Consider the following 25,404-nt stretch of genomic DNA (forward strand, 5'->3'; position numbering starts at 1 on the left):
CCGTCGGACGATATGCGCCTGCGCGCCGGTTTGCGGCTAGAATGCCCGTCCCGTGCGCCCGTAGCTCAGCCGGATAGAGTAGTGGCTTCCGAAGCCATTGGTCGGGGGTTCGAATCCCTCCGGGCGCGCCATTCCTGCTGTTCGTGTTCCCGCGCCGTTCGAAGCGCGGTACCTTCGCCGCCATGGCTGCTTGGCTGCCCGCATCCCGCACGCGCGCCGCCGCGCGCTCTTCCGAACGTCGCCGATGTCCGATCTGGATGCCCGTGCGCTAGCCCTGTTCGACGAGTACGTCGAACTGGCGCCTCCCCAACGCTCGGCCGCACTCGCGCGGCTGCAGGCGCGCGAACCCGCGCTCCACGCGGCGTTGCTCAAGCTGCTGGACGCCGACGCGGCCACGCATCCGCTCGAGAACGCCGCGCTCGACGCCATGCTCGATGCGTCGGGCGAAGAGGAGGACGATCCATCTTCCGCACGCATCGGCAACCGGCTGGGCCCGTGGCGTATCGACCGCCTGCTCGAATCGGGGGGCATGGGAACCGTCTACGAGGCCAGTCGCGCGGACGGCCAGTACGAAAAGAAGGTCGCGTTGAAGTGCATGCGGGCCGGGATGTCGTCGCCGACGCTGATCGAGGCGTTCATGCGCGAACGCAACCACCTGGCGCAACTCGACCATCCGCACATCGCGCCCTTGCTCGACGGTGGCATCGAAGCGGATGGCCGACCCTGGTTCGCCATGCGCCTGGTGCACGGCACCGCCATGGACCTGTGGGCGGACCAGCAGCGGCTGTCGCTCGCCGAACGCGTCCGCCTGCTCCTGCAAGCCTGTCAGGCGCTGCGGTATGCGCATGGGCGCGGCATGCTGCACCAGGACATCAAGCCGGCCAACCTGCTGGTATCGACGGACGGCCACGTGCATCTCATCGACTTCGGCCTGTCCGCCATGATGGACAGCCTGGAAGGGCCCGCGCATCGCTGCATCGCGGTATCCAATGGATATACCGCGCCGGAAATACTCGCGGGGGGCGCCGCCTCCGCGGCCAGCGACATCTATTCGATCGGCGTCATGCTGTACCAGCTGCTCGTCGCCGACTGGCCTCGTCCGCTGCCGCGGCTGCAGGCCAGCCTCATCGCCTCGCCGGTCGTTCATCCCGCACGGCCAGCGTCGCGGCTGGCGATGTCGACCACGATGGACGTCGCATGGAAGCGTCGCTGCCGCAGCCCGGCGCGACTGGGCCGCGGCCTGCAAGGCGACCTGGATGCCATCGCCCTCAAATCCGTGGCGACGTCGCCCGCGGATCGCTACGGCAGCGTCGAGGCCCTGATCGACGACATGGAGCGCTGGCTGGGGCGTTACCCGGTGCGCGCGCGCGATGCCGGCCAGCTGCATGCGGTGCAACGCTTCCTGCAACGCAACGCCCTGTCCAGCGCACTGGCCGGCGGCGTGGTCGTTGTCGCCGCCACGGCCGCAGGCGTGCTGGGCTGGTCGCAGCTGAGGGACAGCCGCGAGCTGCGCGACATGCAGGCTGTCTCGGCCGTGTTCGAACAGACGCTGGGGGCGGTGGCACTGTCGGGACTGTCGGACGCCCGGCCTTCTTCCCGCCAGCTGCTCCGCAAGACCGAGATGCAGCTGCGCGCGTTGCCCCTGCAACGCAATCCCGCGATCAAGGCCAAGGCGTTGGCCTCGCTGGCCCGCAACTATGCGTCGGTCGGCGACTATCCCCGTGCGCTCGAGCTTGCCAGCGAGGCCAGCCAGCTGCTGGCGGACCAGCCGGTGGATGCATCCGACACGCAGGCCATGCTCGCCATGCTGCTCAACCTGCAGGCGCGCCATGCCGACGCACGGGCCGCCGCCACCGTCGGCCTGCAGCGATCCACCTCGACGCGACCCACCGCGGACCTGACGACGCTTGATCTGCTCGTCGAGCTGGCGCGCGCAAACTGGGAACTTTCGGAGTACGACGCGGCCTTCGACGCCCTCGCCTTCGCGCATGAAACCGCATCCGGACTGTCATCGCGCGCCGCGTCCGACCTGACGGTCGAACTGCTCATCCTGCGTGGACAGTGGCATCTCCAACTGATGGACCTGGCGAGTGCGGAGCGCGACCTGCAAGGCGCCGCCAAGGCGGCGCGGGGCGGCGCGCCATCGTGGGGGGAGCATGTCGAGGAGGCCCAGCTGCCCTTGCTGATGATGCAGGGGCGTCACGGCGAAGCCTACGAACGCGCCACTGCGCTGCTCAACGCGCGCCGAACGCGGCTGGGCGCGGATCATCCGGATACGGCGCGCAGCCTGCGCCTGCAACTGGAGGTCGCCCAACAGGCGCCTGCGATCGCCCCCGTTACCCCCGACGCGCTCGACGCCGTGCGTGACAGCATCGTATCTGCCTATGGGAGCCAGCACCCGGAGTTCGCGCGCCAGCTGATGCTCGAGGCCCGCGTGCGCTCCCCGGACAAGCCCGGCACCGCACTCGAACCGGCGCGCCAGGCCGTCCAGCTGCTGGAAGGTACGTTGGGACCGCGCCACCCCACGACCCTGGCGGCCAAGGAGGAACAGGCGGGCTTGCTCCTCGCCTCCCTGAGGCTCGTCGCTCCCGCCGACAGGGAAGGGCTTCGCGGCGAGGCCATCGGCCTGCTGCAGGAAGTGATCCATACCACTGCGCTGCGCCACTGGCCATCGCCTACCGCGAAGTACGCGCTGGCACGGGCGCTGCGCGAGCGCGCCGCACGCGGCGGGACCACCTCGGCCTCGGATCGCCAGCAGGCGGAGACGCTGCTTCAGGATGCGCTGGTGGAGGCCAGCCGCCACCTGGGTGCCCGCCATGCAACGACGTCGATGATCCGCGATGCGCTGGTAAGTGGGCACGCGGCCGTCGCGACCACATCCAACACGCAACGATCGCCCTCGCCCTGACCGGCCCGCACCAGCAGGCCGCTCGTGATGCGAAAAGACCGCCGACGATTGCTCGCCAGCGGCCGTGGCATCAGTACGTGCCGACGAGGTTGAGGAACCAGCCCTTGTGGTCGTAATCGAAGTCGGTCAGATCGTCGCTGAACTCGGTGAAGTTGTAGCCCACGCCGACCCGGAAGTTCTTGCCCAGGTCGCGATCGACACCCAGCAGGAAGCCCTGCCTGGAGCCGCCGTCCTCGACATCGAGCCAGCGGTACTCCGCCAACGCATGCCACTGCGTGCGCAGGTCGTAGCGCACCTGCGCGGCCGCGAAGGTGGTGGCCGAGTCGAGCCAAGCACCGGTGCCGCGGCCCATGCGCACTTCGCCCTCGCGCCGCGCGAGCTTGCCGGCGAACTCCCAGCGCTGGTCCAGCTTGTACACGCCTTCGAGCGAGAAGATCTGCGACTTCTGGTCGTAGTCGGCGCCGCCAATCTGGCCGAGCGTGGCCAGGTCGTACAGGTAGGTGTAGCGACCGAACAGGCCCCACCGCTGGCTGTTCCAAGGGCGGTAGGCGAAGCCCACGTTGCCCTCGATGAAGCGCGCACTGGCGAGCGGATTCAGTTCATCGTCGGTGTCGGCATAGTTCAGCCGTGCCGCGATGCGCCAGCTTTCGTTGATCTTGTGGGTCAGGCGGTTGGTGCTGACCCACTGCTCGCGTTGCTCGGCCCCGTTGTCCTCTCGCCACTCCAGCTTGCTCTGCCAGTCGGTGTCCGGCGACGTGCGGCCACCGGAGACGCTGATCGCGCGGCGATCGACGTTGCCGCCGTCGGTGTTGGTCAGTTCGCCATCGGACAGCGTGAAGCCCAGGTTCCATCCCTGGGCGGGATAGAAGTCCATGCCGAAGGTGTGCGCCAGACCCGATGCGTTGCGCTCCTTCAGGAACTGGCTCTCGTTGTAGAGGTTCACCTGGTTGGACAGGCGCCAGCGTTGGCCCAGGGTCCAACCGTTCTGCGTGCGACGGTCGAAGACCGAGTCGTAGTCGGTGGTGTCGGTGGAATAGGTATACGCGCCGTAGATCGAATGCTCCGCGGTTAGGCGGTGCTCGGCATTGATCGTGGCGGCGTCGCCGCGATCGCCCGTGGTGACTTCCGCGCCTACCGACGACTGGTTGCCGTACAGATACTTGCCGCCCAAGGTCAGCGCGTTGTTGTCGGCATACTGGCCACCGTCATCGTCCAGCGTCACCTGCCCGATGCCGTAGAGCTCCAGCGTACTGCCGAAACGGTGCAGGTACTTCAGCGCACCGAGCGTACCGGCGGCATCGGCCGCAGTGCCTTCCTGGTCGACGCGACGGACTTCGGCACTGAACGTGCTGGCGTCGTTGACGCGCCACTCCAGCGTTGCCTGCGCCTGCGTGAGCGACTCGGCCCCGCTCTCGGCGCGGGTGTAGCGCGTGTACAAGCCCAGGTTCGGCGTGAACTGACCCAATAGTTCGGCCCCGTATTCGGTGATCGGCCGACCGGTGTCGTAGCGGGAGATCGAATAACCGGCGCTGGCATTGCGCCACCATGCGCCGACGCTCCAGTCCTGATCGGTCCAGCCCAGTTCCTTGAAGTTGGCGCGCGCTTCCAGCGACTTCGCTTCGCCTTCGCGGAACAGCGCGGTGTCGTTCTGCTGGATGAAGCTCAAGCCGCCATTGTCGGAGAAGAACACCGGCGCACCGAACGACTCGGTCTGCGCGTACTCCGCCTTGATGTAGGTGCCCTTGCCCGCCTGCAATGTCAGGTCGCCGGCGGCGAGCGTGTAGTCCTCGCCCGCCCGGTTTTCCTGCACGTACGTCGCACCGACGCCGACGTGGTTGCCGAACCAGTGCTTGCCGCGGAAGCCGGCGGTGACATCGTCGGCGTCGAACCCCGACGGTACCCATTCGTAATCCACGATCAGGCGCTGTTCGAAACCATCCAGCGGGGTATCACGCGTGAGCGTGGGGCTGTTCTCGCGGGTGATCTGAGCCAGCGGCCGCGTCAGCAGAACGCGACCCTGCAGCTCGTCGATCTCGTAGTCGGTGCCGCGCTGCAGGACCACGCGGTTCTCCGTACGACCGGTGGTCAGGTCGCGGATTTCCAGCGTCACCACGTCCGAGCCCGGCAACAGGTCGGTATGCCGCAGGTAGTACAGGCTGCCGCCGGTACCGATGAACTCGTTGTGGCCCGGCGCGGTTTCTGCCTGTGAACCGAACACGCGGAGCTCACTGCCCGGATCGCCCCAGCGGTTGGTGGCATTCGAGCGCCAGTTCAGTGCAGCGCCGTAGAGCGAGCGCTGGTACTGCGCGTATTCGGTGCCCGTGATGCCGGTACTGTAGTTGCCCCAGAGCGCCTGGTTCTTGTCCCAGTCCACGCGCAGGTAGAAGCGACCCATGGTGTCCACGTCGCGGTAGGTCGTGGAGTCGTCACCGTAGACGGGGTAGTAGAGATCCGGATCGAGGCGACGGAACACGTCCTGCGGATCGGCCTCGGTGAACCCGTCGAACAGGCGCTCGAGATCACGCTGGGTGGTGTCCGCCTGCGCGGTGACCAGGTACTTGCCTGCGTACTTGGCCTTGCCGTAGAACGCCAGCCGGCCGTCGCTGATCACGTCGTCCTGATAGCGCGTGTCGTTGGCGAAGGCGGCGCCCGAACCGCTTACCTTGTTCTGCGAGATGGTCACGTCGGCCAGGCCAACGCCGAAGAAATACCGCCCCGTGACATCGACGTCCAGCGTATAGCCAGGCTTGGCCTGCGCCGCACCCTCGCCGTCGCCCACGCCGATGTCGAACCGGTGCCGCCCGACCGGCACCAGGTACTCGGCCACGAACTTGCGCTCCAGGTCGACCGGGTAGCTTTCGCCATTGATCGTCAGCTGGCTGCGCTCGGGAATGTTGCGGCCCTGTATGCGGATACGCGAGCCGTACAGGGGGATGTTCTGCTGGCGCAGGCCGTTGTCGGCGAACACGTTGTCCAGCAGGCTCTGCGCCTGCGCCTGCTCGCCGCTCAGGGCGCTGCCCAGGGAACGTTCCACGCTGTCGCGGAGCAGGTTGGTGCCGCGTTCTGCTTCTTCGGGCGACACCAGCTGCAGTGTGCGCGGATAGGTTTCGTCGAAACTGTCGCCCTCTCCATAGGCACGCAGCACATAGACGAGTTCGTCACCCTTGCGGAAGGGGTACGTCGACGGCAACGCGCCGTCCCAGTCAGCGTGGGCGACTGCCGCCACGTCCAGCGGCACGGTGGCGATGGGTTCGATCAGGTCGGCATCGCTGCTGCGGTAAAGCGAGATTTCCAGGCGCTTGATGAAGGCCGGATAGTTGCCACGCACGTAGAACTGCACCGGTTTGGTGACGCGCTGACCGTCGAAAGCGACCAGCGTCGGTGCGGACACCGACAGTTCCGGTTGTCCCAACGTGGGATCTTCCGTCGCCCAGATGACACCCCCACCCGGCAGGTCGATGGAGAACTTGCCCATCGCCGTCGCCTTGCCGGGCTGCTCCGTCGCCACGGTGACGCGGCGATCCGGCTGCAGGGCCTCGGAAGAGGACCCCACATCCGTATTGCGGGTGACCGGCTTGTCATAACTGCGCGTGCGCAGCCGGAACAGCAAGCCTTCCTCACCCGTGCAACGGTCGCCGTCGCAATCCATCTGCTTGGCGGTCCCCTCGGCCTGGTCCTGCTGCGCCTGTGAAGGCGCAGCCGTCTGGCCGAAGGCGATCGGCGCCGAACCTGCCAGCAGGCCGATCAGCGTGTAATCCAGCAACTTCATCTTCATACGCTTCTTCATGATCCGCCCCCTCACTTCCGCACGCCGACAGGGGCTGTCGGATCGTTACTGGCTTCCACGCGCACCTTGGCACGCACTTCCTGGCTCAGGCGTTGGGCGATCGCGTCATAGACCGCCTTGGCGCGACGCATGCCGAGCGCGGTGTTGTACGCGTGCGAAGCGCGTATGTCGGTATGGCCGACGATGGCGATGCTGCCGCCACCCATCTTCTCCAGCGCCGCGGCGACCTTGTCCAGCAACGGATCGAACTCGGGTCGGATGGTGGACTTGTCGGTATCGAACAAGACCGTGCCCAGCAGCGCGCCGCCTTCGTCGACGCCCACGATGAGCGAACCCGGATCGTCCACGGTACCGCGCACGCTCACCACCAGGCCCCTGGCCGAGCCCGCGTCCAGCTTCTCCAGCAGCGCTGCCTTGACCGCGTTCGCGCGGTCGAAGGCCAGGCTTTCGCTGTCGCCGTTGGCATGGATGACCACGTCACCGCCCTGGTACTCACGCACCTTGGCCGCCATCGCCTCGATCACCGGCAGGTACTTCTCCCGGACCTCGGCGCTACCGGGGGCGAAGAACACTTCGCCCAGCTCCAGCTCGACCTGCTCCTGCCAGCCTTCGATGACCTGCTCCGGCAACGTCACGCCGAAGTCGAAGCGGACGGGCACGCCGGGGGTGATCCGGCGCAGCAGCGGGTTGTCGGTGGTGAACGCGGCGCCGCTCGGCAACGTGGAGGGATCGACCTTCAGGATGAAGTTGCGACCCCGCTCCCACGCGCCGCCCGGCACACCGGCCAGGTGGTAACGGCCGTACTGGTCGGTCTCGATCAGCAGGCCTTCCACCGACGCGATGCGCACGCCGGGGATGCCGCGCTCGTCGATGCCCGCATTGCGGATGACGTAGTCGACCACATAGCCGCCTTCGCCCTGCGACACGCGGCGCTCCACCGTCGGCGCGGCGGCATTGAGGCCCTTGGCCGCATCGCCGGACTGCTCGACGCGGGTGGCACCTGCGGCATCCATGCGCACCGTGACACCCTGGTCGGTGGTCAACACGAAGTCGTCGGTGAAGCTGGCCTCGCTCAGACGCTGGCGGATGACCACCGCGTTCGCGTCGACCGGCTCGGCCAGCGACTGGCGACCTGCGATCGCACCCAGCGCGATGCCGTGCAGCATCGGCGAACTCGCATCCGGTTCCGGCTGCGGACCAGCACCACGATCCACCGTGGTGGAGTTGGCGATATAGGCACCCGGCGCAAAGCCGCCCTGCACCGTGACGCCGCTCAACGCTGCGCTGTCCTGCCAACCGTCGCCATCGCGGTCGTTGAACACCGTACCGAACAGCAGGCTGTCGTCGACCAGCGCATCCGCCGTCAGCACGACCTCGGCCGTGGCCACGTTCGACACCGGATCATCGGTCGCCGAGCGCACTTGCGCCTGGTTGACGTGCGTACCCGGGCGGACGCCCGCACCGACGCGCATCACGTAGACCAGCGTGGCGGTCTCGCCGGCAGGCACGTCGACGCCGTCGATGCGGATCGGGTAGATACCCGACACCGTCGCCATCCGGTCGGCATCGCCGGCCACCAGCGACCCTTCCACGTAGCTGAAGCCAGCAGGGGGCGTATCGATGATGCGGCCGTCCACCAGATCACTGGTGCCCACGTTCTCCACGGTCAGCGTGTAGCGGACCAGATCGCCCACCTTCACTTCGCGCGCACCCGCCGACTTGCTGAGGCGGATCTCGGGCAGATTGACCGGGTGTTCCGTGCTGCAGGTCTGGCAGGATGGCGGCTGACCCGTCGGGTCGTCGGTGCTCGCCACCACCACGTTCGATACACGGCCACTGGCCGATGCACCGACCGTCGCGGTGTAGGTGAACACATGCGTGCCCACGGGCGTACCAGCCGACAGCGTGCAGGTCATCGTCGTGCCGTTGTAAGCACACCCTGCCGGCATCGCACCCAGAATCAGGCGCTGGTCCGGAGTATCGACCAGCGTCACCGCCGCACGGGTGGCCGACTGGCCGACCTGAACGGACAGGGTGTAGGTAATCACCTGACCGGGCTGCACGGTGGCGCCATTGGAAGGGTCGGAACTCTTGTTGACCACGATCGTGGGTGCCGCGACCGGCGTATCGATGTCGCAATCGGCGGCGCAGACCGGGTTGTCGTCGCTGGTGCCGACCACCGCGTTGCGTACGAAACCGGTGGCCTGGCCGTTCACCGTGGCCGTATAGCTCACTTCGTACACGCCCGGCGCCGTGGCCGCCGGCAGGGTGCAGACGAGCGGTTGCGTGCTCGTGCAGGTATAGGCACCGGCATTGGTCACCGCACCGAACGTCAGGCCCGTGCCCAGCGTGTCGGTCAGCGTCAGCACACCGGAGGTCGGCGCTGCCGCGACGGTGGTCGTCAGCGTGTAGGTGATCACGTCACCCGCCACGACCTGCGTCTTGCCGGCAGGCAATGCAGCCGACTTACCGTAGCTGATGATGGCCGGCAACGGCTCCGTCACGATCGTTTCGGTCTGGCAGCTGCCCTGGCAGGTGGGAGAGTCATCGCCCGTGCCCACCACGACATTGCGGACAAAGCCGGTGGCGAGGTCATTCACGATGGCCGAGTAGGTCACCGTGTACGTGCCGGGCGCCGTTGCGGCCGGCAGCGTGCACACCAGGGGATTCCCGCTGCCGCAGCTGAAAATGCCCGGGGACACGGCGCCCAGCGTCAGGCCGGTACCGAGCGTATCCGTCAGCGTAACGAGCGACGTGGTGCTGGCATCCGACACCTGGACCTGCAGGGTGTAGGTCAGGGTATCGCCGATCGAGACTTCCGTCTGGCCAGCCGGCAGCGTCACCGACTTGCTGTACGTCACCGCAGGCGCCGTCACCGGCGTGCTGGTGCCGCAGTTCGTCGTGCAGGTCGCGTTGGTGCCGACCACGGCGTTGTCCACCGTGCCCACGGCCTGGTCATTCACCGTCGCCGTGTAGGTCACCGTGTAGGTGCCCGGCAGCGTGCCCACCGGCAGCGTGCACACCAGCGGGTTGGTGCTGTTGCAGGTGTACGCACCGGCATTGGTCACCGCACCGAACGTCAGGCCCGTGCCCAGCGTGTCGGTCAGCGTCGTCACCGACGTGGTCTGCGAGTTCGCCACCACCGTCGTCAGCGTGTAGGTGATCGTCTCACCCACCGCCACCGGACCGGTCGTGCTGGCCGACTTGCTGTAGCTCACCGCAGGCGCCGTCACCGGCGTGCTGGTGCCGCAGTTCGTCGTGCAGGTCGCGTTGGTGCCGACCACGGCGTTGTCCACCGTGCCCACGGCCTGGTCATTCACCGTCGCCGTGTAGGTCACCGTGTAGGTGCCCGGCAGCGTGCCCACCGGCAGCGTGCACACCAGCGGGTTGGTGCTGTTGCAGGTGTACGCACCGGCATTGGTCACCGCACCGAACGTCAGGCCCGTGCCCAGCGTGTCGGTCAGCGTCGTCACCGACGTGGTCTGCGAGTTCGCCACCACCGTCGTCAGCGTGTAGGTGATCGTCTCACCCACCGCCACCGGACCGGTCGTGCTGGCCGACTTGCTGTAGCTCACCGCAGGCGCCGTCACCGGCGTGCTGGTGCCGCAGTTCGTCGTGCAGGTCGCGTTGGTGCCGACCACGGCGTTGTCCACCGTGCCCACGGCCTGGTCATTCACCGTCGCCGTGTAGGTCACCGTGTAGGTGCCCGGCAGCGTGCCCACCGGCAGCGTGCACACCAGCGGGTTGGTGCTGTTGCAGGTGTACGCACCGGCATTGGTCACCGCACCGAACGTCAGGCCCGTGCCCAGCGTGTCGGTCAGCGTCGTCACCGACGTGGTCTGCGAGTTCGCCACCACCGTCGTCAGCGTGTAGGTGATCGTCTCACCCACCGCCACCGGACCGGTCGTGCTGGCCGACTTGCTGTAGCTCACCGCAGGCGCCGTCACCGGCGTGCTGGTGCCGCAGTTCGTCGTGCAGGTCGCGTTGGTGCCGACCACGGCGTTGTCCACCGTGCCCACGGCCTGGTCATTCACCGTCGCCGTGTAGGTCACCGTGTAGGTGCCCGGCAGCGTGCCCACCGGCAGCGTGCACACCAGCGGGTTGGTGCTGTTGCAGGTGTACGCACCGGCATTGGTCACCGCACCGAACGTCAGGCCCGTGCCCAGCGTGTCGGTCAGCGTCGTCACCGACGTGGTCTGCGAGTTCGCCACCACCGTCGTCAGCGTGTAGGTGATCGTCTCACCCACCGCCACCGGACCGGTCGTGCTGGCCGACTTGCTGTAGCTCACCGCAGGCGCCGTCACCGGCGTGCTGGTGCCGCAGTTCGTCGTGCAGGTCGCGTTGGTGCCGACCACGGCGTTGTCCACCGTGCCCACGGCCTGGTCATTCACCGTCGCCGTGTAGGTCACCGTGTAGGTGCCCGGCAGCGTGCCCACCGGCAGCGTGCACACCAGCGGGTTGGTGCTGTTGCAGGTGTACGCACCGGCATTGGTCACCGCACCGAACGTCAGGCCCGTGCCCAGCGTGTCGGTCAGCGTCGTCACCGACGTGGTCTGCGAGTTCGCCACCACCGTCGTCAGCGTGTAGGTGATCGTCTCACCCACCGCCACCGGACCGGTCGTGCTGGCCGACTTGCTGTAGCTCACCGCAGGCGCCGTCACCGGCGTGCTGGTGCCGCAGTTCGTCGTGCAGGTCGCGTTGGTGCCGACCACGGCGTTGTCCACCGTGCCCACGGCCTGGTCATTCACCGTCGCCGTGTAGGTCACCGTGTAGGTGCCCGGCAGCGTGCCCACCGGCAGCGTGCACACCAGCGGGTTGGTGCTGTTGCAGGTGTACGCACCGGCATTGGTCACCGCACCGAACGTCAGGCCCGTGCCCAGCGTGTCGGTCAGCGTCGTCACCGACGTGGTCTGCGAGTTCGCCACCACCGTCGTCAGCGTGTAGGTGATCGTCTCACCCACCGCCACCGGACCGGTCGTGCTGGCCGACTTGCTGTAGCTCACCGCAGGCGCCGTCACCGGCGTGCTGGTGCCGCAGTTCGTCGTGCAGGTCGCGTTGGTGCCGACCACGGCGTTGTCCACCGTGCCCACGGCCTGGTCATTCACCGTCGCCGTGTAGGTCACCGTGTAGGTGCCCGGCAGCGTGCCCACCGGCAGCGTGCACACCAGCGGGTTGGTGCTGTTGCAGGTGTACGCACCGGCATTGGTCACCGCACCGAACGTCAGGCCCGTGCCCAGCGTGTCGGTCAGCGTCGTCACCGACGTGGTCTGCGAGTTCGCCACCACCGTCGTCAGCGTGTAGGTGATCGTCTCACCCACCGCCACCGGACCGGTCGTGCTGGCCGACTTGCTGTAGCTCACCGCAGGCGCCGTCACCGGCGTGCTGGTGCCGCAGTTCGTCGTGCAGGTCGCGTTGGTGCCGACCACGGCGTTGTCCACCGTGCCCACGGCCTGGTCATTCACCGTCGCCGTGTAGGTCACCGTGTAGGTGCCCGGCAGCGTGCCCACCGGCAGCGTGCACACCAGCGGGTTGGTGCTGTTGCAGGTGTACGCACCGGCATTGGTCACCGCACCGAACGTCAGGCCCGTGCCCAGCGTGTCGGTCAGCGTCGTCACCGACGTGGTCTGCGAGTTCGCCACCACCGTCGTCAGCGTGTAGGTGATCGTCTCACCCACCGCCACCGGACCGGTCGTGCTGGCCGACTTGCTGTAGCTCACCGCAGGCGCCGTCACCGGCGTGCTGGTGCCGCAGTTCGTCGTGCAGGTCGCGTTGGTGCCGACCACGGCGTTGTCCACCGTGCCCACGGCCTGGTCATTCACCGTCGCCGTGTAGGTCACCGTGTAGGTGCCCGGCAGCGTGCCCACCGGCAGCGTGCACACCAGCGGGTTGGTGCTGTTGCAGGTGTACGCACCGGCATTGGTCACCGCACCGAACGTCAGGCCCGTGCCCAGCGTGTCGGTCAGCGTCGTCACCGACGTGGTCTGCGAGTTCGCCACCACCGTCGTCAGCGTGTAGGTGATCGTCTCACCCACCGCCACCGGACCGGTCGTGCTGGCCGACTTGCTGTAGCTCACCGCAGGCGCCGTCACCGGCGTGCTGGTGCCGCAGTTCGTCGTGCAGGTCGCGTTGGTGCCGACCACGGCGTTGTCCACCGTGCCCACGGCCTGGTCATTCACCGTCGCCGTGTAGGTCACCGTGTAGGTGCCCGGCAGCGTGCCCACCGGCAGCGTGCACACCAGCGGGTTGGTGCTGTTGCAGGTGTACGCACCGGCATTGGTCACCGCACCGAACGTCAGGCCCGTGCCCAGCGTGTCGGTCAGCGTCGTCACCGACGTGGTCTGCGAGTTCGCCACCACCGTCGTCAGCGTGTAGGTGATCGTCTCACCCACCGCCACCGGACCGGTCGTGCTGGCCGACTTGCTGTAGCTCACCGCAGGCGCCGTCACCGGCGTGCTGGTGCCGCAGTTCGTCGTGCAGGTCGCGTTGGTGCCGACCACGGCGTTGTCCACCGTGCCCACGGCCTGGTCATTCACCGTCGCCGTGTAGGTCACCGTGTAGGTGCCCGGCAGCGTGCCCACCGGCAGCGTGCACACCAGCGGGTTGGTGCTGTTGCAGGTGTACGCACCGGCATTGGTCACCGCACCGAACGTCAGGCCCGTGCCCAGCGTGTCGGTCAGCGTCGTCACCGACGTGGTCTGCGAGTTCGCCACCACCGTCGTCAGCGTGTAGGTGATCGTCTCACCCACCGCCACCGGACCGGTCGTGCTGGCCGACTTGCTGTAGCTCACCGCAGGCGCCGTCACCGGCGTGCTGGTGCCGCAGTTCGTCGTGCAGGTCGCGTTGGTGCCGACCACGGCGTTGTCCACCGTGCCCACGGCCTGGTCATTCACCGTCGCCGTGTAGGTCACCGTGTAGGTGCCCGGCAGCGTGCCCACCGGCAGCGTGCACACCAGCGGGTTGGTGCTGTTGCAGGTGTACGCACCGGCATTGGTCACCGCACCGAACGTCAGGCCCGTGCCCAGCGTGTCGGTCAGCGTCGTCACCGACGTGGTCTGCGAGTTCGCCACCACCGTCGTCAGCGTGTAGGTGATCGTCTCACCCACCGCCACCGGACCGGTCGTGCTGGCCGACTTGCTGTAGCTCACCGCAGGCGCCGTCACCGGCGTGCTGGTGCCGCAGTTCGTCGTGCAGGTCGCGTTGGTGCCGACCACGGCGTTGTCCACCGTGCCCACGGCCTGGTCATTCACCGTCGCCGTGTAGGTCACCGTGTAGGTGCCCGGCAGCGTGCCCACCGGCAGCGTGCACACCAGCGGGTTGGTGCTGTTGCAGGTGTACGCACCGGCATTGGTCACCGCACCGAACGTCAGGCCCGTGCCCAGCGTGTCGGTCAGCGTCGTCACCGACGTGGTCTGCGAGTTCGCCACCACCGTCGTCAGCGTGTAGGTGATCGTCTCACCCACCGCCACCGGACCGGTCGTGCTGGCCGACTTGCTGTAGCTCACCGCAGGCGCCGTCACCGGCGTGCTGGTGCCGCAGTTCGTCGTGCAGGTCGCGTTGGTGCCGACCACGGCGTTGTCCACCGTGCCCACGGCCTGGTCATTCACCGTCGCCGTGTAGGTCACCGTGTAGGTGCCCGGCAGCGTGCCCACCGGCAGCGTGCACACCAGCGGGTTGGTGCTGTTGCAGGTGTACGCACCGGCATTGGTCACCGCACCGAACGTCAGGCCCGTGCCCAGCGTGTCGGTCAGCGTCGTCACCGACGTGGTCTGCGAGTTCGCCACCACCGTCGTCAGCGTGTAGGTGATCGTCTCACCCACCGCCACCGGACCGGTCGTGCTGGCCGACTTGCTGTAGCTCACCGCAGGCGCCGTCACCGGCGTGCTGGTGCCGCAGTTCGTCGTGCAGGTCGCGTTGGTGCCGACCACGGCGTTGTCCACCGTGCCCACGGCCTGGTCATTCACCGTCGCCGTGTAGGTCACCGTGTAGGTGCCCGGCAGCGTGCCCACCGGCAGCGTGCACACCAGCGGGTTGGTGCTGTTGCAGGTGTACGCACCGGCATTGGTCACCGCACCGAACGTCAGGCCCGTGCCCAGCGTGTCGGTCAGCGTCGTCACCGACGTGGTCTGCGAGTTCGCCACCACCGTCGTCAGCGTGTAGGTGATCGTCTCACCCACCGCCACCGGACCGGTCGTGCTGGCCGACTTGCTGTAGCTCACCGCAGGCGCCGTCACCGGCGTGCTGGTGCCGCAGTTCGTCGTGCAGGTCGCGTTGGTGCCGACCACGGCGTTGTCCACCGTGCCCACGGCCTGGTCATTCACCGTCGCCGTGTAGGTCACCGTGTAGGTGCCCGGCAGCGTGCCCACCGGCAGCGTGCACACCAGCGGGTTGGTGCTGTTGCAGGTGTACGCACCGGCATTGGTCACCGCACCGAACGTCAGGCCCGTGCCCAGCGTGTCGGTCAGCGTCGTCACCGACGTGGTCTGCGAGTTCGCCACCACCGTCGTCAGCGTGTAGGTGATCGTCTCACCCACCGCCACCGGACCGGTCGTGCTGGCCGACTTGCTGTAGCTCACCGCAGGCGCCGTCACCGGCGTGCTGGTGCCGCAGTTCGTCGTGCAGGTCGCGTTGGTGCCGACCACGGCGTTGTCCACCGTGCCCACGGCCTGGTCATTCACCGTCGCCGTGTAGGTCACCGTGTAGGTGCCCGGCAGCGTGCCCACCGGCAGCGTGCACACCAGCGGGTTGGTGCTGTTGCAGGTGTACGCACCGGCATTGGTCACCGCACCGAACGTCAGGCCCGTGCCCAGCGTGTCGGTCAGCGTCGTCACCGACGTGGTCTGCGAGTTCGCCACCACCGTCGTCAGCGTGTAGGTGATCGTCTCACCCACCGCCACCGGACCGGTCGTGCTGGCCGACTTGCTGTAGCTCACCGCAGGCGCCGTCACCGGCGTGCTGGTGCCGCAGTTCGTCGTGCAGGTCGCGTTGGTGCCGACCACGGCGTTGTCCACCGTGCCCACGGCCTGGTCATTCACCGTCGCCGTGTAGGTCACCGTGTAGGTGCCCGGCAGCGTGCCCACCGGCAGCGTGCACACCAGCGGGTTGGTGCTGTTGCAGGTGTACGCACCGGCATTGGTCACCGCACCGAACGTCAGGCCCGTGCCCAGCGTGTCGGTCAGCGTCGTCACCGACGTGGTCTGCGAGTTCGCCACCACCGTCGTCAGCGTGTAGGTGATCGTCTCACCCACCGCCACCGGACCGGTCGTGCTGGCCGACTTGCTGTAGCTCACCGCAGGCGCCGTCACCGGCGTGCTGGTGCCGCAGTTCGTCGTGCAGGTCGCGTTGGTGCCGACCACGGCGTTGTCCACCGTGCCCACGGCCTGGTCATTCACCGTCGCCGTGTAGGTCACCGTGTAGGTGCCCGGCAGCGTGCCCACCGGCAGCGTGCACACCAGCGGGTTGGTGCTGTTGCAGGTGTACGCACCGGCATTGGTCACCGCACCGAACGTCAGGCCCGTGCCCAGCGTGTCGGTCAGCGTCGTCACCGACGTGGTCTGCGAGTTCGCCACCACCGTCGTCAGCGTGTAGGTGATCGTCTCACCCACCGCCACCGGACCGGTCGTGCTGGCCGACTTGCTGTAGCTCACCGCAGGCGCCGTCACCGGCGTGCTGGTGCCGCAGTTCGTCGTGCAGGTCGCGTTGGTGCCGACCACGGCGTTGTCCACCGTGCCCACGGCCTGGTCATTCACCGTCGCCGTGTAGGTCACCGTGTAGGTGCCCGGCAGCGTGCCCACCGGCAGCGTGCACACCAGCGGGTTGGTGCTGTTGCAGGTGTACGCACCGGCATTGGTCACCGCACCGAACGTCAGGCCCGTGCCCAGCGTGTCGGTCAGCGTCGTCACCGACGTGGTCTGCGAGTTCGCCACCACCGTCGTCAGCGTGTAGGTGATCGTCTCACCCACCGCCACCGGACCGGTCGTGCTGGCCGACTTGCTGTAGCTCACCGCAGGCGCCGTCACCGGCGTGCTGGTGCCGCAGTTCGTCGTGCAGGTCGCGTTGGTGCCGACCACGGCGTTGTCCACCGTGCCCACGGCCTGGTCATTCACCGTCGCCGTGTAGGTCACCGTGTAGGTGCCCGGCAGCGTGCCCACCGGCAGCGTGCACACCAGCGGGTTGGTGCTGTTGCAGGTGTACGCACCGGCATTGGTCACCGCACCGAACGTCAGGCCCGTGCCCAGCGTGTCGGTCAGCGTCGTCACCGACGTGGTCTGCGAGTTCGCCACCACCGTCGTCAGCGTGTAGGTGATCGTCTCACCCACCGCCACCGGACCGGTCGTGCTGGCCGACTTGCTGTAGCTCACCGCAGGCGCCGTCACCGGCGTGCTGGTGCCGCAGTTCGTCGTGCAGGTCGCGTTGGTGCCGACCACGGCGTTGTCCACCGTGCCCACGGCCTGGTCATTCACCGTCGCCGTGTAGGTCACCGTGTAGGTGCCCGGCAGCGTGCCCACCGGCAGCGTGCACACCAGCGGGTTGGTGCTGTTGCAGGTGTACGCACCGGCATTGGTCACCGCACCGAACGTCAGGCCCGTGCCCAGCGTGTCGGTCAGCGTCGTCACCGACGTGGTCTGCGAGTTCGCCACCACCGTCGTCAGCGTGTAGGTGATCGTCTCACCCACCGCCACCGGACCGGTCGTGCTGGCCGACTTGCTGTAGCTCACCGCAGGCGCCGTCACCGGCGTGCTGGTGCCGCAGTTCGTCGTGCAGGTCGCGTTGGTGCCGACCACGGCGTTGTCCACCGTGCCCACGGCCTGGTCATTCACCGTCGCCGTGTAGGTCACCGTGTAGGTGCCCGGCAGCGTGCCCACCGGCAGCGTGCACACCAGCGGGTTGGTGCTGTTGCAGGTGTACGCACCGGCATTGGTCACCGCACCGAACGTCAGGCCCGTGCCCAGCGTGTCGGTCAGCGTCGTCACCGACGTGGTCTGCGAGTTCGCCACCACCGTCGTCAGCGTGTAGGTGATCGTCTCACCCACCGCCACCGGACCGGTCGTGCTGGCCGACTTGCTGTAGCTCACCGCAGGCGCCGTCACCGGCGTGCTGGTGCCGCAGTTCGTCGTGCAGGTCGCGTTGGTGCCGACCACGGCGTTGTCCACCGTGCCCACGGCCTGGTCATTCACCGTCGCCGTGTAGGTCACCGTGTAGGTGCCCGGCAGCGTGCCCACCGGCAGCGTGCACACCAGCGGGTTGGTGCTGTTGCAGGTGTACGCACCGGCATTGGTCACCGCACCGAACGTCAGGCCCGTGCCCAGCGTGTCGGTCAGCGTCGTCACCGACGTGGTCTGCGAGTTCGCCACCACCGTCGTCAGCGTGTAGGTGATCGTCTCACCCACCGCCACCGGACCGGTCGTGCTGGCCGACTTGCTGTAGCTCACCGCAGGCGCCGTCACCGGCGTGCTGGTGCCGCAGTTCGTCGTGCAGGTCGCGTTGGTGCCGACCACGGCGTTGTCCACCGTGCCCACGGCCTGGTCATTCACCGTCGCCGTGTAGGTCACCGTGTAGGTGCCCGGCAGCGTGCCCACCGGCAGCGTGCACACCAGCGGGTTGGTGCTGTTGCAGGTGTACGCACCGGCATTGGTCACCGCACCGAACGTCAGGCCCGTGCCCAGCGTGTCGGTCAGCGTCGTCACCGACGTGGTCTGCGAGTTCGCCACCACCGTCGTCAGCGTGTAGGTGATCGTCTCACCCACCGCCACCGGACCGGTCGTGCTGGCCGACTTGCTGTAGCTCACCGCAGGCGCCGTCACCGGCGTGCTGGTGCCGCAGTTCGTCGTGCAGGTCGCGTTGGTGCCGACCACGGCGTTGTCCACCGTGCCCACGGCCTGGTCATTCACCGTCGCCGTGTAGGTCACCGTGTAGGTGCCCGGCAGCGTGCCCACCGGCAGCGTGCACACCAGCGGGTTGGTGCTGTTGCAGGTGTACGCACCGGCATTGGTCACCGCACCGAACGTCAGGCCCGTGCCCAGCGTGTCGGTCAGCGTCGTCACCGACGTGGTCTGCGAGTTCGCCACCACCGTCGTCAGCGTGTAGGTGATCGTCTCACCCACCGCCACCGGACCGGTCGTGCTGGCCGACTTGCTGTAGCTCACCGCAGGCGCCGTCACCGGCGTGCTGGTGCCGCAGTTCGTCGTGCAGGTCGCGTTGGTGCCGACCACGGCGTTGTCCACCGTGCCCACGGCCTGGTCATTCACCGTCGCCGTGTAGGTCACCGTGTAGGTGCCCGGCAGCGTGCCCACCGGCAGCGTGCACACCAGCGGGTTGGTGCTGTTGCAGGTGTACGCACCGGCATTGGTCACCGCACCGAACGTCAGGCCCGTGCCCAGCGTGTCGGTCAGCGTCGTCACCGACGTGGTCTGCGAGTTCGCCACCACCGTCGTCAGCGTGTAGGTGATCGTCTCACCCACCGCCACCGGACCGGTCGTGCTGGCCGACTTGCTGTAGCTCACCGCAGGCGCCGTCACCGGCGTGCTGGTGCCGCAGTTCGTCGTGCAGGTCGCGTTGGTGCCGACCACGGCGTTGTCCACCGTGCCCACGGCCTGGTCATTCACCGTCGCCGTGTAGGTCACCGTGTAGGTGCCCGGCAGCGTGCCCACCGGCAGCGTGCACACCAGCGGGTTGGTGCTGTTGCAGGTGTACGCACCGGCATTGGTCACCGCACCGAACGTCAGGCCCGTGCCCAGCGTGTCGGTCAGCGTCGTCACCGACGTGGTCTGCGAGTTCGCCACCACCGTCGTCAGCGTGTAGGTGATCGTCTCACCCACCGCCACCGGACCGGTCGTGCTGGCCGACTTGCTGTAGCTCACCGCAGGCGCCGTCACCGGCGTGGAGGTATCGCAAACGTTGTCGATCTGACAACCGCCCTGGTTGCCCGTCACCAGGTTGGTCACGGCCACGACGGCCTGGTCGTTCACCGTCGTGGTGTACACCACCGTGTACGTGCCTGGCAGGGTGCCTGCTGGCAGGGTAAACGTAATGACGGGCGCTCCACCAGCGTCGACCGTATAAGCGCCCGGCGGCGTCTGACTGGTGACGGTGCCAAACGTCAGGCCTGTGCCCAGGGTATCGGTGAGCACCAGCGCATTGACCAAGCGCGAGTTGGCCACGACTGCCGTCAGGGAATACGTGATCGTCTCGCCGACAGCCACCGGACCCAACGTGTCAGCCGACTTGAAGTATTCCACCCTGGGCGCCACGACCGGCGTCACGATCGTGGTGGTGCACGCAGCCGTCGTGTTGCCTACCGGGCAGACAGGGCTGGTCACGACCGCCGTGTTGCTGACATTCCCCGCTGTCACGTCGGTCGACGTGACCGTGTAGCTGCCCGTCAGCACGCAGGTACCGCCCGGCGCCACGCTGGCGCAGGCGATCGTGTTAGGCGTGATCTTGCTGTCGCTCACCACCACGCCGGTCAGGGTCGTGTTGCCGGTGTTCGTCATGGTGACGGTGTAGGTCAGTACGTCGCCGACGCTCACCGTCCCGCTGGCATCACCGTCCGCGTTGCCCGTCAGCGCCTTGAGCAGGCTCTGCGACGGTGCGGCGGTCGAGGCGACCGTGGCGGTATCGGGCTGCGAAGTCGTCGTGCCGCCGGCGGGGTTGGTCCCCGACGCCGTTGCCGTATTGCTGATCGTGCCGGCGTCGATGTCCTGCTGCGTGACGACATATGTGCCGCTACAGGTCGTCGTCGCACCCGCCGCCAGCGTGCTGACCGGACAGTTGATGACCGGCGCCGCTCCGGTACCGCTGAACGCAGTCTCGTTGATCTGCAGGCTCGTGATCGCCACGTTGCCCGTGTTGGTCACCAGGAACGAATAAGTGACCGTCTGGCCCGCGGCCGACACTGTGGTCGGCGACGCTGTCTTGTCCAGCGCAAGCGACGGAGCGGGCTGGAAGGTATTGGTAATCGAGCAGCTTGCGCTCTGGCCATTGGCCAGCGTGAGCTGGTTGCCGGACAGCGTGCCCGCCGTGCAGCTCCAGCTGCCAGCCGCGTAATTGGCGACCGTCGGTTCCGACAACGTATACATGCCCGCATTGACCGAGGCATTGGTCACTGCCGCCGTGCCACTCACACCGGTGATGGTCGTCGGACCGGTCGCGGTCAGCGGGAAGTCGCTGATGGTCGCCGCGCCACCGCCCGTATTCACCAACGTCTTGACCAGCGTCAGCGTCGCGGCCTGATCGTTATTGGTGATCGAGCAGCTCGCACTCTGGCCATTGGCCAAGGTCAGCTGGTTGCCAGACAGCGAGCCGGCGGTGCAGCTCCACGTGCCTGCCACGTAGCCCGCGGCCGTCACTTCCGACAGCGTGTACACGCCGGCACTGACCGAGGCATTGGTGACTGCGGCCGTGCCGGAGACACCCGTGATGGTCGTGGGACCGGTCGCCGTCAGCGGGAAGTTACCGACCGTGGCCGTGCCGCCATTGTCGTTGATGACCGTCTTGACCAGCGTCAGCGTCGCGGCCTGGTCGTTGTTGGTGATGGTGCAGGTGGCGACATCGCCGCCGGCCAGGCTGACCGTGTTGGCCGCCACCGCCGCGCCACCATTCTTGACGCAACTCCATGTCGCTGCCGTGTAGCCGGCGGGACCGCCGGTCTCCGTCAGCGCATACGAGCCGGCAGGTACGGCGACCGAGGTGACGGCCGCCGTGCCGGTCGCTCCCGAGATGGTGGTGGACGGCCCGGTGGCAGTGAGTGTCCAAGCGGTCGCCAGCGCGGTACCGCCGTTGTCATTGACGACCTGCTTGACCAGCGTCAGGCGGGGCAGCGCCAGAACCCCCACCGTCACGCTGGACGTGTTGTTGGCCGTGTTGGTATCGACGATGCCCGCCGGCAACGCGACGTTGGCCGTGTTTGTGACCTGGGTTTGCGCAAGGACCGGTGCCGTGAATGCGCCCCAGACGGCCAGCGTCCCCACTACAAGGAGGGAGCGGCCCTTCCGGGCAAGACGGCGGAATCGAGTTGGAGCGTGCACGGTGGTCCCTTGCGCTGGATCGGGAGATAAGCCAGCCGGGACTGCCTCCCCCAAGGCTGTCTTGAAAGTCGGTGCGCTCCCCGACGGCCACTCGGCCGGTCGAATTGGTGCGCACGTCACAAATCGCGCTTCACACCCCGAAGCGGACATCTTTCACACTAAAGTGAGATCTCTATTACATCTTTACTTTAATTTAACGTCAACTCATTGACGTCAATAGGTAAGCGCGTGAACTTCATCACAGAAGCAGCGCATGCCGGCGCCAGAATGCCGCCGCGGCCGATCAGTGGCCCGCTGCGACAGACAAGCGGCAGAAAAGGCCCACGCAAGCAGGCCCACCCCGCTCATCCGTTCAGGACAGGCAGGGACAGCAAACCCGGGGAATGGCCGGCCTGGCCGGCAGGGAATCAGTCGCTCTGCAGCTCGGCGACGAAGTCGTAGGCGTCGCCGCGGTAGTAGGACCGGGTGGATTCGACGACCCGACCATCCTCCAGGAAGGCGCGCCGCTCGACCAGCAGGCCTGGCGCGCCCACCGGCAGTTCGAGGTGGCGGGCCGCCTCCTCATCCAACGCCACGGCTCTCAGACGCTGCAGGGCGCGCTTGGGCCGGTGGCCATAGGCGTCCAGCGCTTCATATAAAGAGGTGGTCACGCTGTCTGGATCAGGCAACAGCGCGTAGGGGACCAGGGTGCGTTCGATGGCGATCGGAGATCCGTCGACGTGCCGCAAACGGTACATGCGCACCACGCCGCTGCCCGGCGACAGGTTCAGCGCCATCGATTCTTCGGGGGTTACTTCCCCCACGGTGCGCTCGAGAAACTTCACCTGCGGATTCAGACCACGCTCGCGCAGGTCGTCGGTGAAGCTGGTCAAGCGCGAGAACTGGCGGAGGATCCGCTCGGCCACGAACGTGCCGGCCCCCTGTCGCTGCACGAGCAGACCATTTTCGATCAGGCCGGCCAACGCTTTGCGAATGGTCACCCGCGAAAGGTCCAGCAGTTGGGCCAAGTCGCGTTCGCTGGGGAGCGCCTGTCCAGGCCGCAGCACCCCAGCATCCATCAGGTTCTGCAGCGCGCGACGCAGGCGCAGGTAGGCCACTGCCCGGGTGGACTCACCGGTCTGCAGCCGCTGGTATTCCTCGAGCAGGTTCGTTTGCATGACAATAAAAATACCAGTGCCGTACCAATACCGCAACAATCCTTTCACTTAGCGGACCTGTTGGCATCCCGTGGTACCCCGGTGGTATTGTGATCGCTCATTCCTGTAGCACCGAGACGCTCCCGTGACTGCGAAGACCTTGCCTGTCGACACCTTCGATCTCGTCATCTTTGGCGGCACCGGCGATCTGGCGTTGCGCAAGCTGCTGCCGGGCCTGCTGCGACGCTATGCCGACGGCCAGATTCCGGAAGAGAGCCGCATCCTCGGCGTGGCGCGCGACAAGCAGGGCGATGCCGAATACCGGGCGAAGGTCGGCGAGGCGCTGGCCCGCATCGCCAGCGGCGACGAAGCGCTCAAGGCCAAGCTGCCTGCCTTCCTCGACAAGCTGGGCTACATGGCCCTGGATGCCACCAAGGACGAGGGCTGGGACGAGTTCGCCGCCCGACTGCAGACCACCGGTGAGCGCATCCGCGTCTTCTATCTGTCCACCAGCCCCACGCTGTTCGTGAACATCTGCGACCGCCTGCGCGCCCATGGCCTGAATACCGGCAACGCGCGCGTGGTGATCGAGAAGCCTATCGGCCACGACTCGGCCAGCGCCGCGGTCATCAACGATGCCGTCGGCAGTGCCTTCGCCGAAAGCCAGATCTTCCGCATCGACCACTACCTGGGCAAGGAGACCGTCCAGAACCTGCTGGCGCTGCGCTTCGCCAACATCCTGTTCGAGCCGCTGTGGAACGCCAGCCGCATCGACCACGTGCAGATCACCGTGGCCGAAACCGTCGGCCTGGAGAAGCGCGCCGGCTACTACGACACCTCCGGCGCGCTGCGCGACATGGTCCAGAACCACCTGCTGCAACTGTTGTGCATGGTGGCGATGGAACCGCCGGCCGCGCTGCAGGCCGACGCCGTGCGCGACGAGAAGCTGAAGGTCCTGCGCTCGCTCAAGCCGATCCGCGGCGAAGACGTCGGCCACCTGTCCGTGCGTGGCCAGTACCGCGCGGGCGCCAGCAGCGGCGCCGCGGTGCCGGGCTACCTGGACGAACTCGGCAAACCCGATTCGCGCACCGAGACCTTCGTGGCGCTGAAGGCCGAAGTCGACAACTGGCGCTGGGCCGGCGTGCCGTTCTACCTGCGCACCGGCAAGCGCTTGGCCGAGCGCGTCTCCGAGATCGTCATCGCGTTCAAGCAGATCCCGCATTCCATCTTCGACGACAGCGCCGGCCCGGTGATGGGCAACAAGCTGGTGCTGCGCCTGCAGCCGGACGAAGGCGTGAAGCTGTGGATCATGATCAAGGACCCGGGCCCGGGCGGCCTGCGCCTGCAGCACGTGCCGCTGGACATGAGCTTCGCCGAGGCCTTCGGCGTGCATCAGCCGGAAGCCTACGAGCGCCTGCTGATGGACGTGGTCCGCGGCAACCAGACCCTGTTCATGCGCCGAGACGAAGTCGAGGCCGCATGGGCCTGGATCGACCCGATCCTCTCCGCCTGGGAGGCCGGGCGCGAGACGCCCAAGCCCTACACCGCCGGTTCGTGGGGTCCCAGCGCCGCCGTGGCCCTGGTCGAGCGCGACGGCCGCACCTGGCACGAAGACACCGTCTGACGTCGCCGGCCCCGCCCAGGCGGGGCTTTCCTGGCGCCCCCACGCCGACCTGCCTTCCCCCGGGAAGCCCCCACTCCCGAGTCGCTCCATGCCCCCCACCGATCTCTCGCTGCAGATCCAGCTGCACCCCTTTCCCGATGGCGACAGCGTCGCCACTGCGCTTGCACGCGCCGTGGCCGACGACCTGCGGACCGCGCTCGTGGCGCGTGGCCATGCCAGCATCGCGCTGTCGGGTGGCAGCACGCCCCGGCGCTTCCTGCAGGCGCTGTCGAAGGAGCCGCTGGACTGGGCCAACGTCACCGTCACCCTGGTCGACGAGCGCTGGGTACCCGACGATCATGACCGTTCCAATGCCCGCCTGGTGAAGGCGCACCTGCTGCAGCACGCCGCTGCCGATGCGCACTTCGTGCCGCTCCACCGTGCCACCCCCACTCCGGACGAGGCCCTGGCAGATATCGCGGCGGCCCTGCCGGCAAGGCTGGACGTGGTCGTGCTGGGCATGGGCGGCGACGGGCATACCGCCTCGTTCTTCCCCGGCGGCGACCGCCTGGTCGACGCCATGGATCCGGCCACCCCGGCGACCGTACTGCCGATGCATGCGCCCGGGGCGGGCGAGCCCCGCATCACCCTCACCCTGCCGATGCTGCGCGACGCCGGCCACCTGTATCTCCATATCGAAGGCGGCGAGAAGCGACAGGTATTGCAGCAGGCGCTGTCGGGCCAAGGCGCCGGAGCCGGCTACCCCATCCGCGGGGTGTTGCAGGCCCTGCGCGCGCCGCTGCAGGTCTACCTGGCGCAGTGAGCACCCTACCGCCCTTGTTGAGGCAAAGACGGCCTCACTGCTTATAATGCGGCCTTGCCCGCGGCGTTCCGGCGCCCGGCCCCGCCTGGATCGCGCAGCGCGTTGTCCGTCGGCCCCCGTTTTC

The 25,404-nt window shown here is 67.6% G+C and carries 6 protein-coding genes and 1 tRNA gene; 4 read left to right on the top strand and 3 right to left on the bottom strand.

Going from position 1 to position 25,404, the window contains the following annotated elements; genetic code table 11:
* The first annotated feature begins 54 nt into the window (after positions 1-54).
* Together ACSQ19_RS06750 and ACSQ19_RS06755 are read left to right on the top strand one after the other, a co-directional pair.
* Positions 55-131: transfer RNA gene (locus ACSQ19_RS06750), tRNA-Arg, on the top strand.
* Positions 132-244: 113 nt separating this feature from the next.
* Positions 245-2,908: a protein kinase domain-containing protein gene (locus ACSQ19_RS06755; protein ID WP_436000805.1), complete on the top strand. Its 2,664-nt coding sequence runs from the start codon at positions 245-247 to the stop codon at positions 2,906-2,908.
* 70 nt (positions 2,909-2,978) lie between these two features.
* Here ACSQ19_RS06755 and ACSQ19_RS06760 read toward each other — a convergent pair whose 3' ends face one another.
* The 3 genes from ACSQ19_RS06760 to ACSQ19_RS06770 all read right to left on the bottom strand — a co-directional run bounded on the left by ACSQ19_RS06760 (position 2,979) and on the right by ACSQ19_RS06770 (position 22,875).
* A complete protein-coding gene (locus ACSQ19_RS06760; protein WP_436000807.1) occupies positions 2,979-6,695 on the bottom strand; it encodes a hypothetical protein in 3,717 nt (1,238 codons plus the stop codon).
* 11 nt (positions 6,696-6,706) lie between these two features.
* Positions 6,707-21,661 carry a DUF7507 domain-containing protein gene (locus ACSQ19_RS06765; RefSeq protein WP_436000809.1) on the bottom strand — a complete coding sequence of 4,985 codons (14,955 nt, stop codon included), beginning with the start codon at positions 21,659-21,661 and terminating at the stop codon, positions 6,707-6,709.
* Positions 21,662-22,125: 464 nt separating this feature from the next.
* Complete coding sequence (locus ACSQ19_RS06770) at positions 22,126-22,875, bottom strand: GntR family transcriptional regulator (RefSeq protein WP_296281493.1); 750 nt, start codon at positions 22,873-22,875, stop codon at positions 22,126-22,128.
* Positions 22,876-22,999: 124 nt separating this feature from the next.
* Between ACSQ19_RS06770 and zwf the strand changes: the two genes are divergently transcribed.
* Both zwf and pgl read left to right on the top strand, forming a co-directional pair.
* Positions 23,000-24,478 carry a glucose-6-phosphate dehydrogenase gene (zwf, locus tag ACSQ19_RS06775; RefSeq protein ID WP_296281495.1) on the top strand — a complete coding sequence of 493 codons (1,479 nt, stop codon included), beginning with the start codon at positions 23,000-23,002 and terminating at the stop codon, positions 24,476-24,478.
* Between the two features lie 88 nt (positions 24,479-24,566).
* Entirely contained in the window at positions 24,567-25,280 is a 714-nt protein-coding gene (gene pgl, locus ACSQ19_RS06780; protein ID WP_299344549.1) for a 6-phosphogluconolactonase, read from the top strand.
* The last annotated feature ends 124 nt before the right edge of the window (positions 25,281-25,404 follow it).

The sequence above is a fragment of the Pseudoxanthomonas sp. LjRoot127 genome, assembly GCF_964253495.1.
Taxonomy (GTDB): domain Bacteria; phylum Pseudomonadota; class Gammaproteobacteria; order Xanthomonadales; family Xanthomonadaceae; genus Pseudoxanthomonas_A.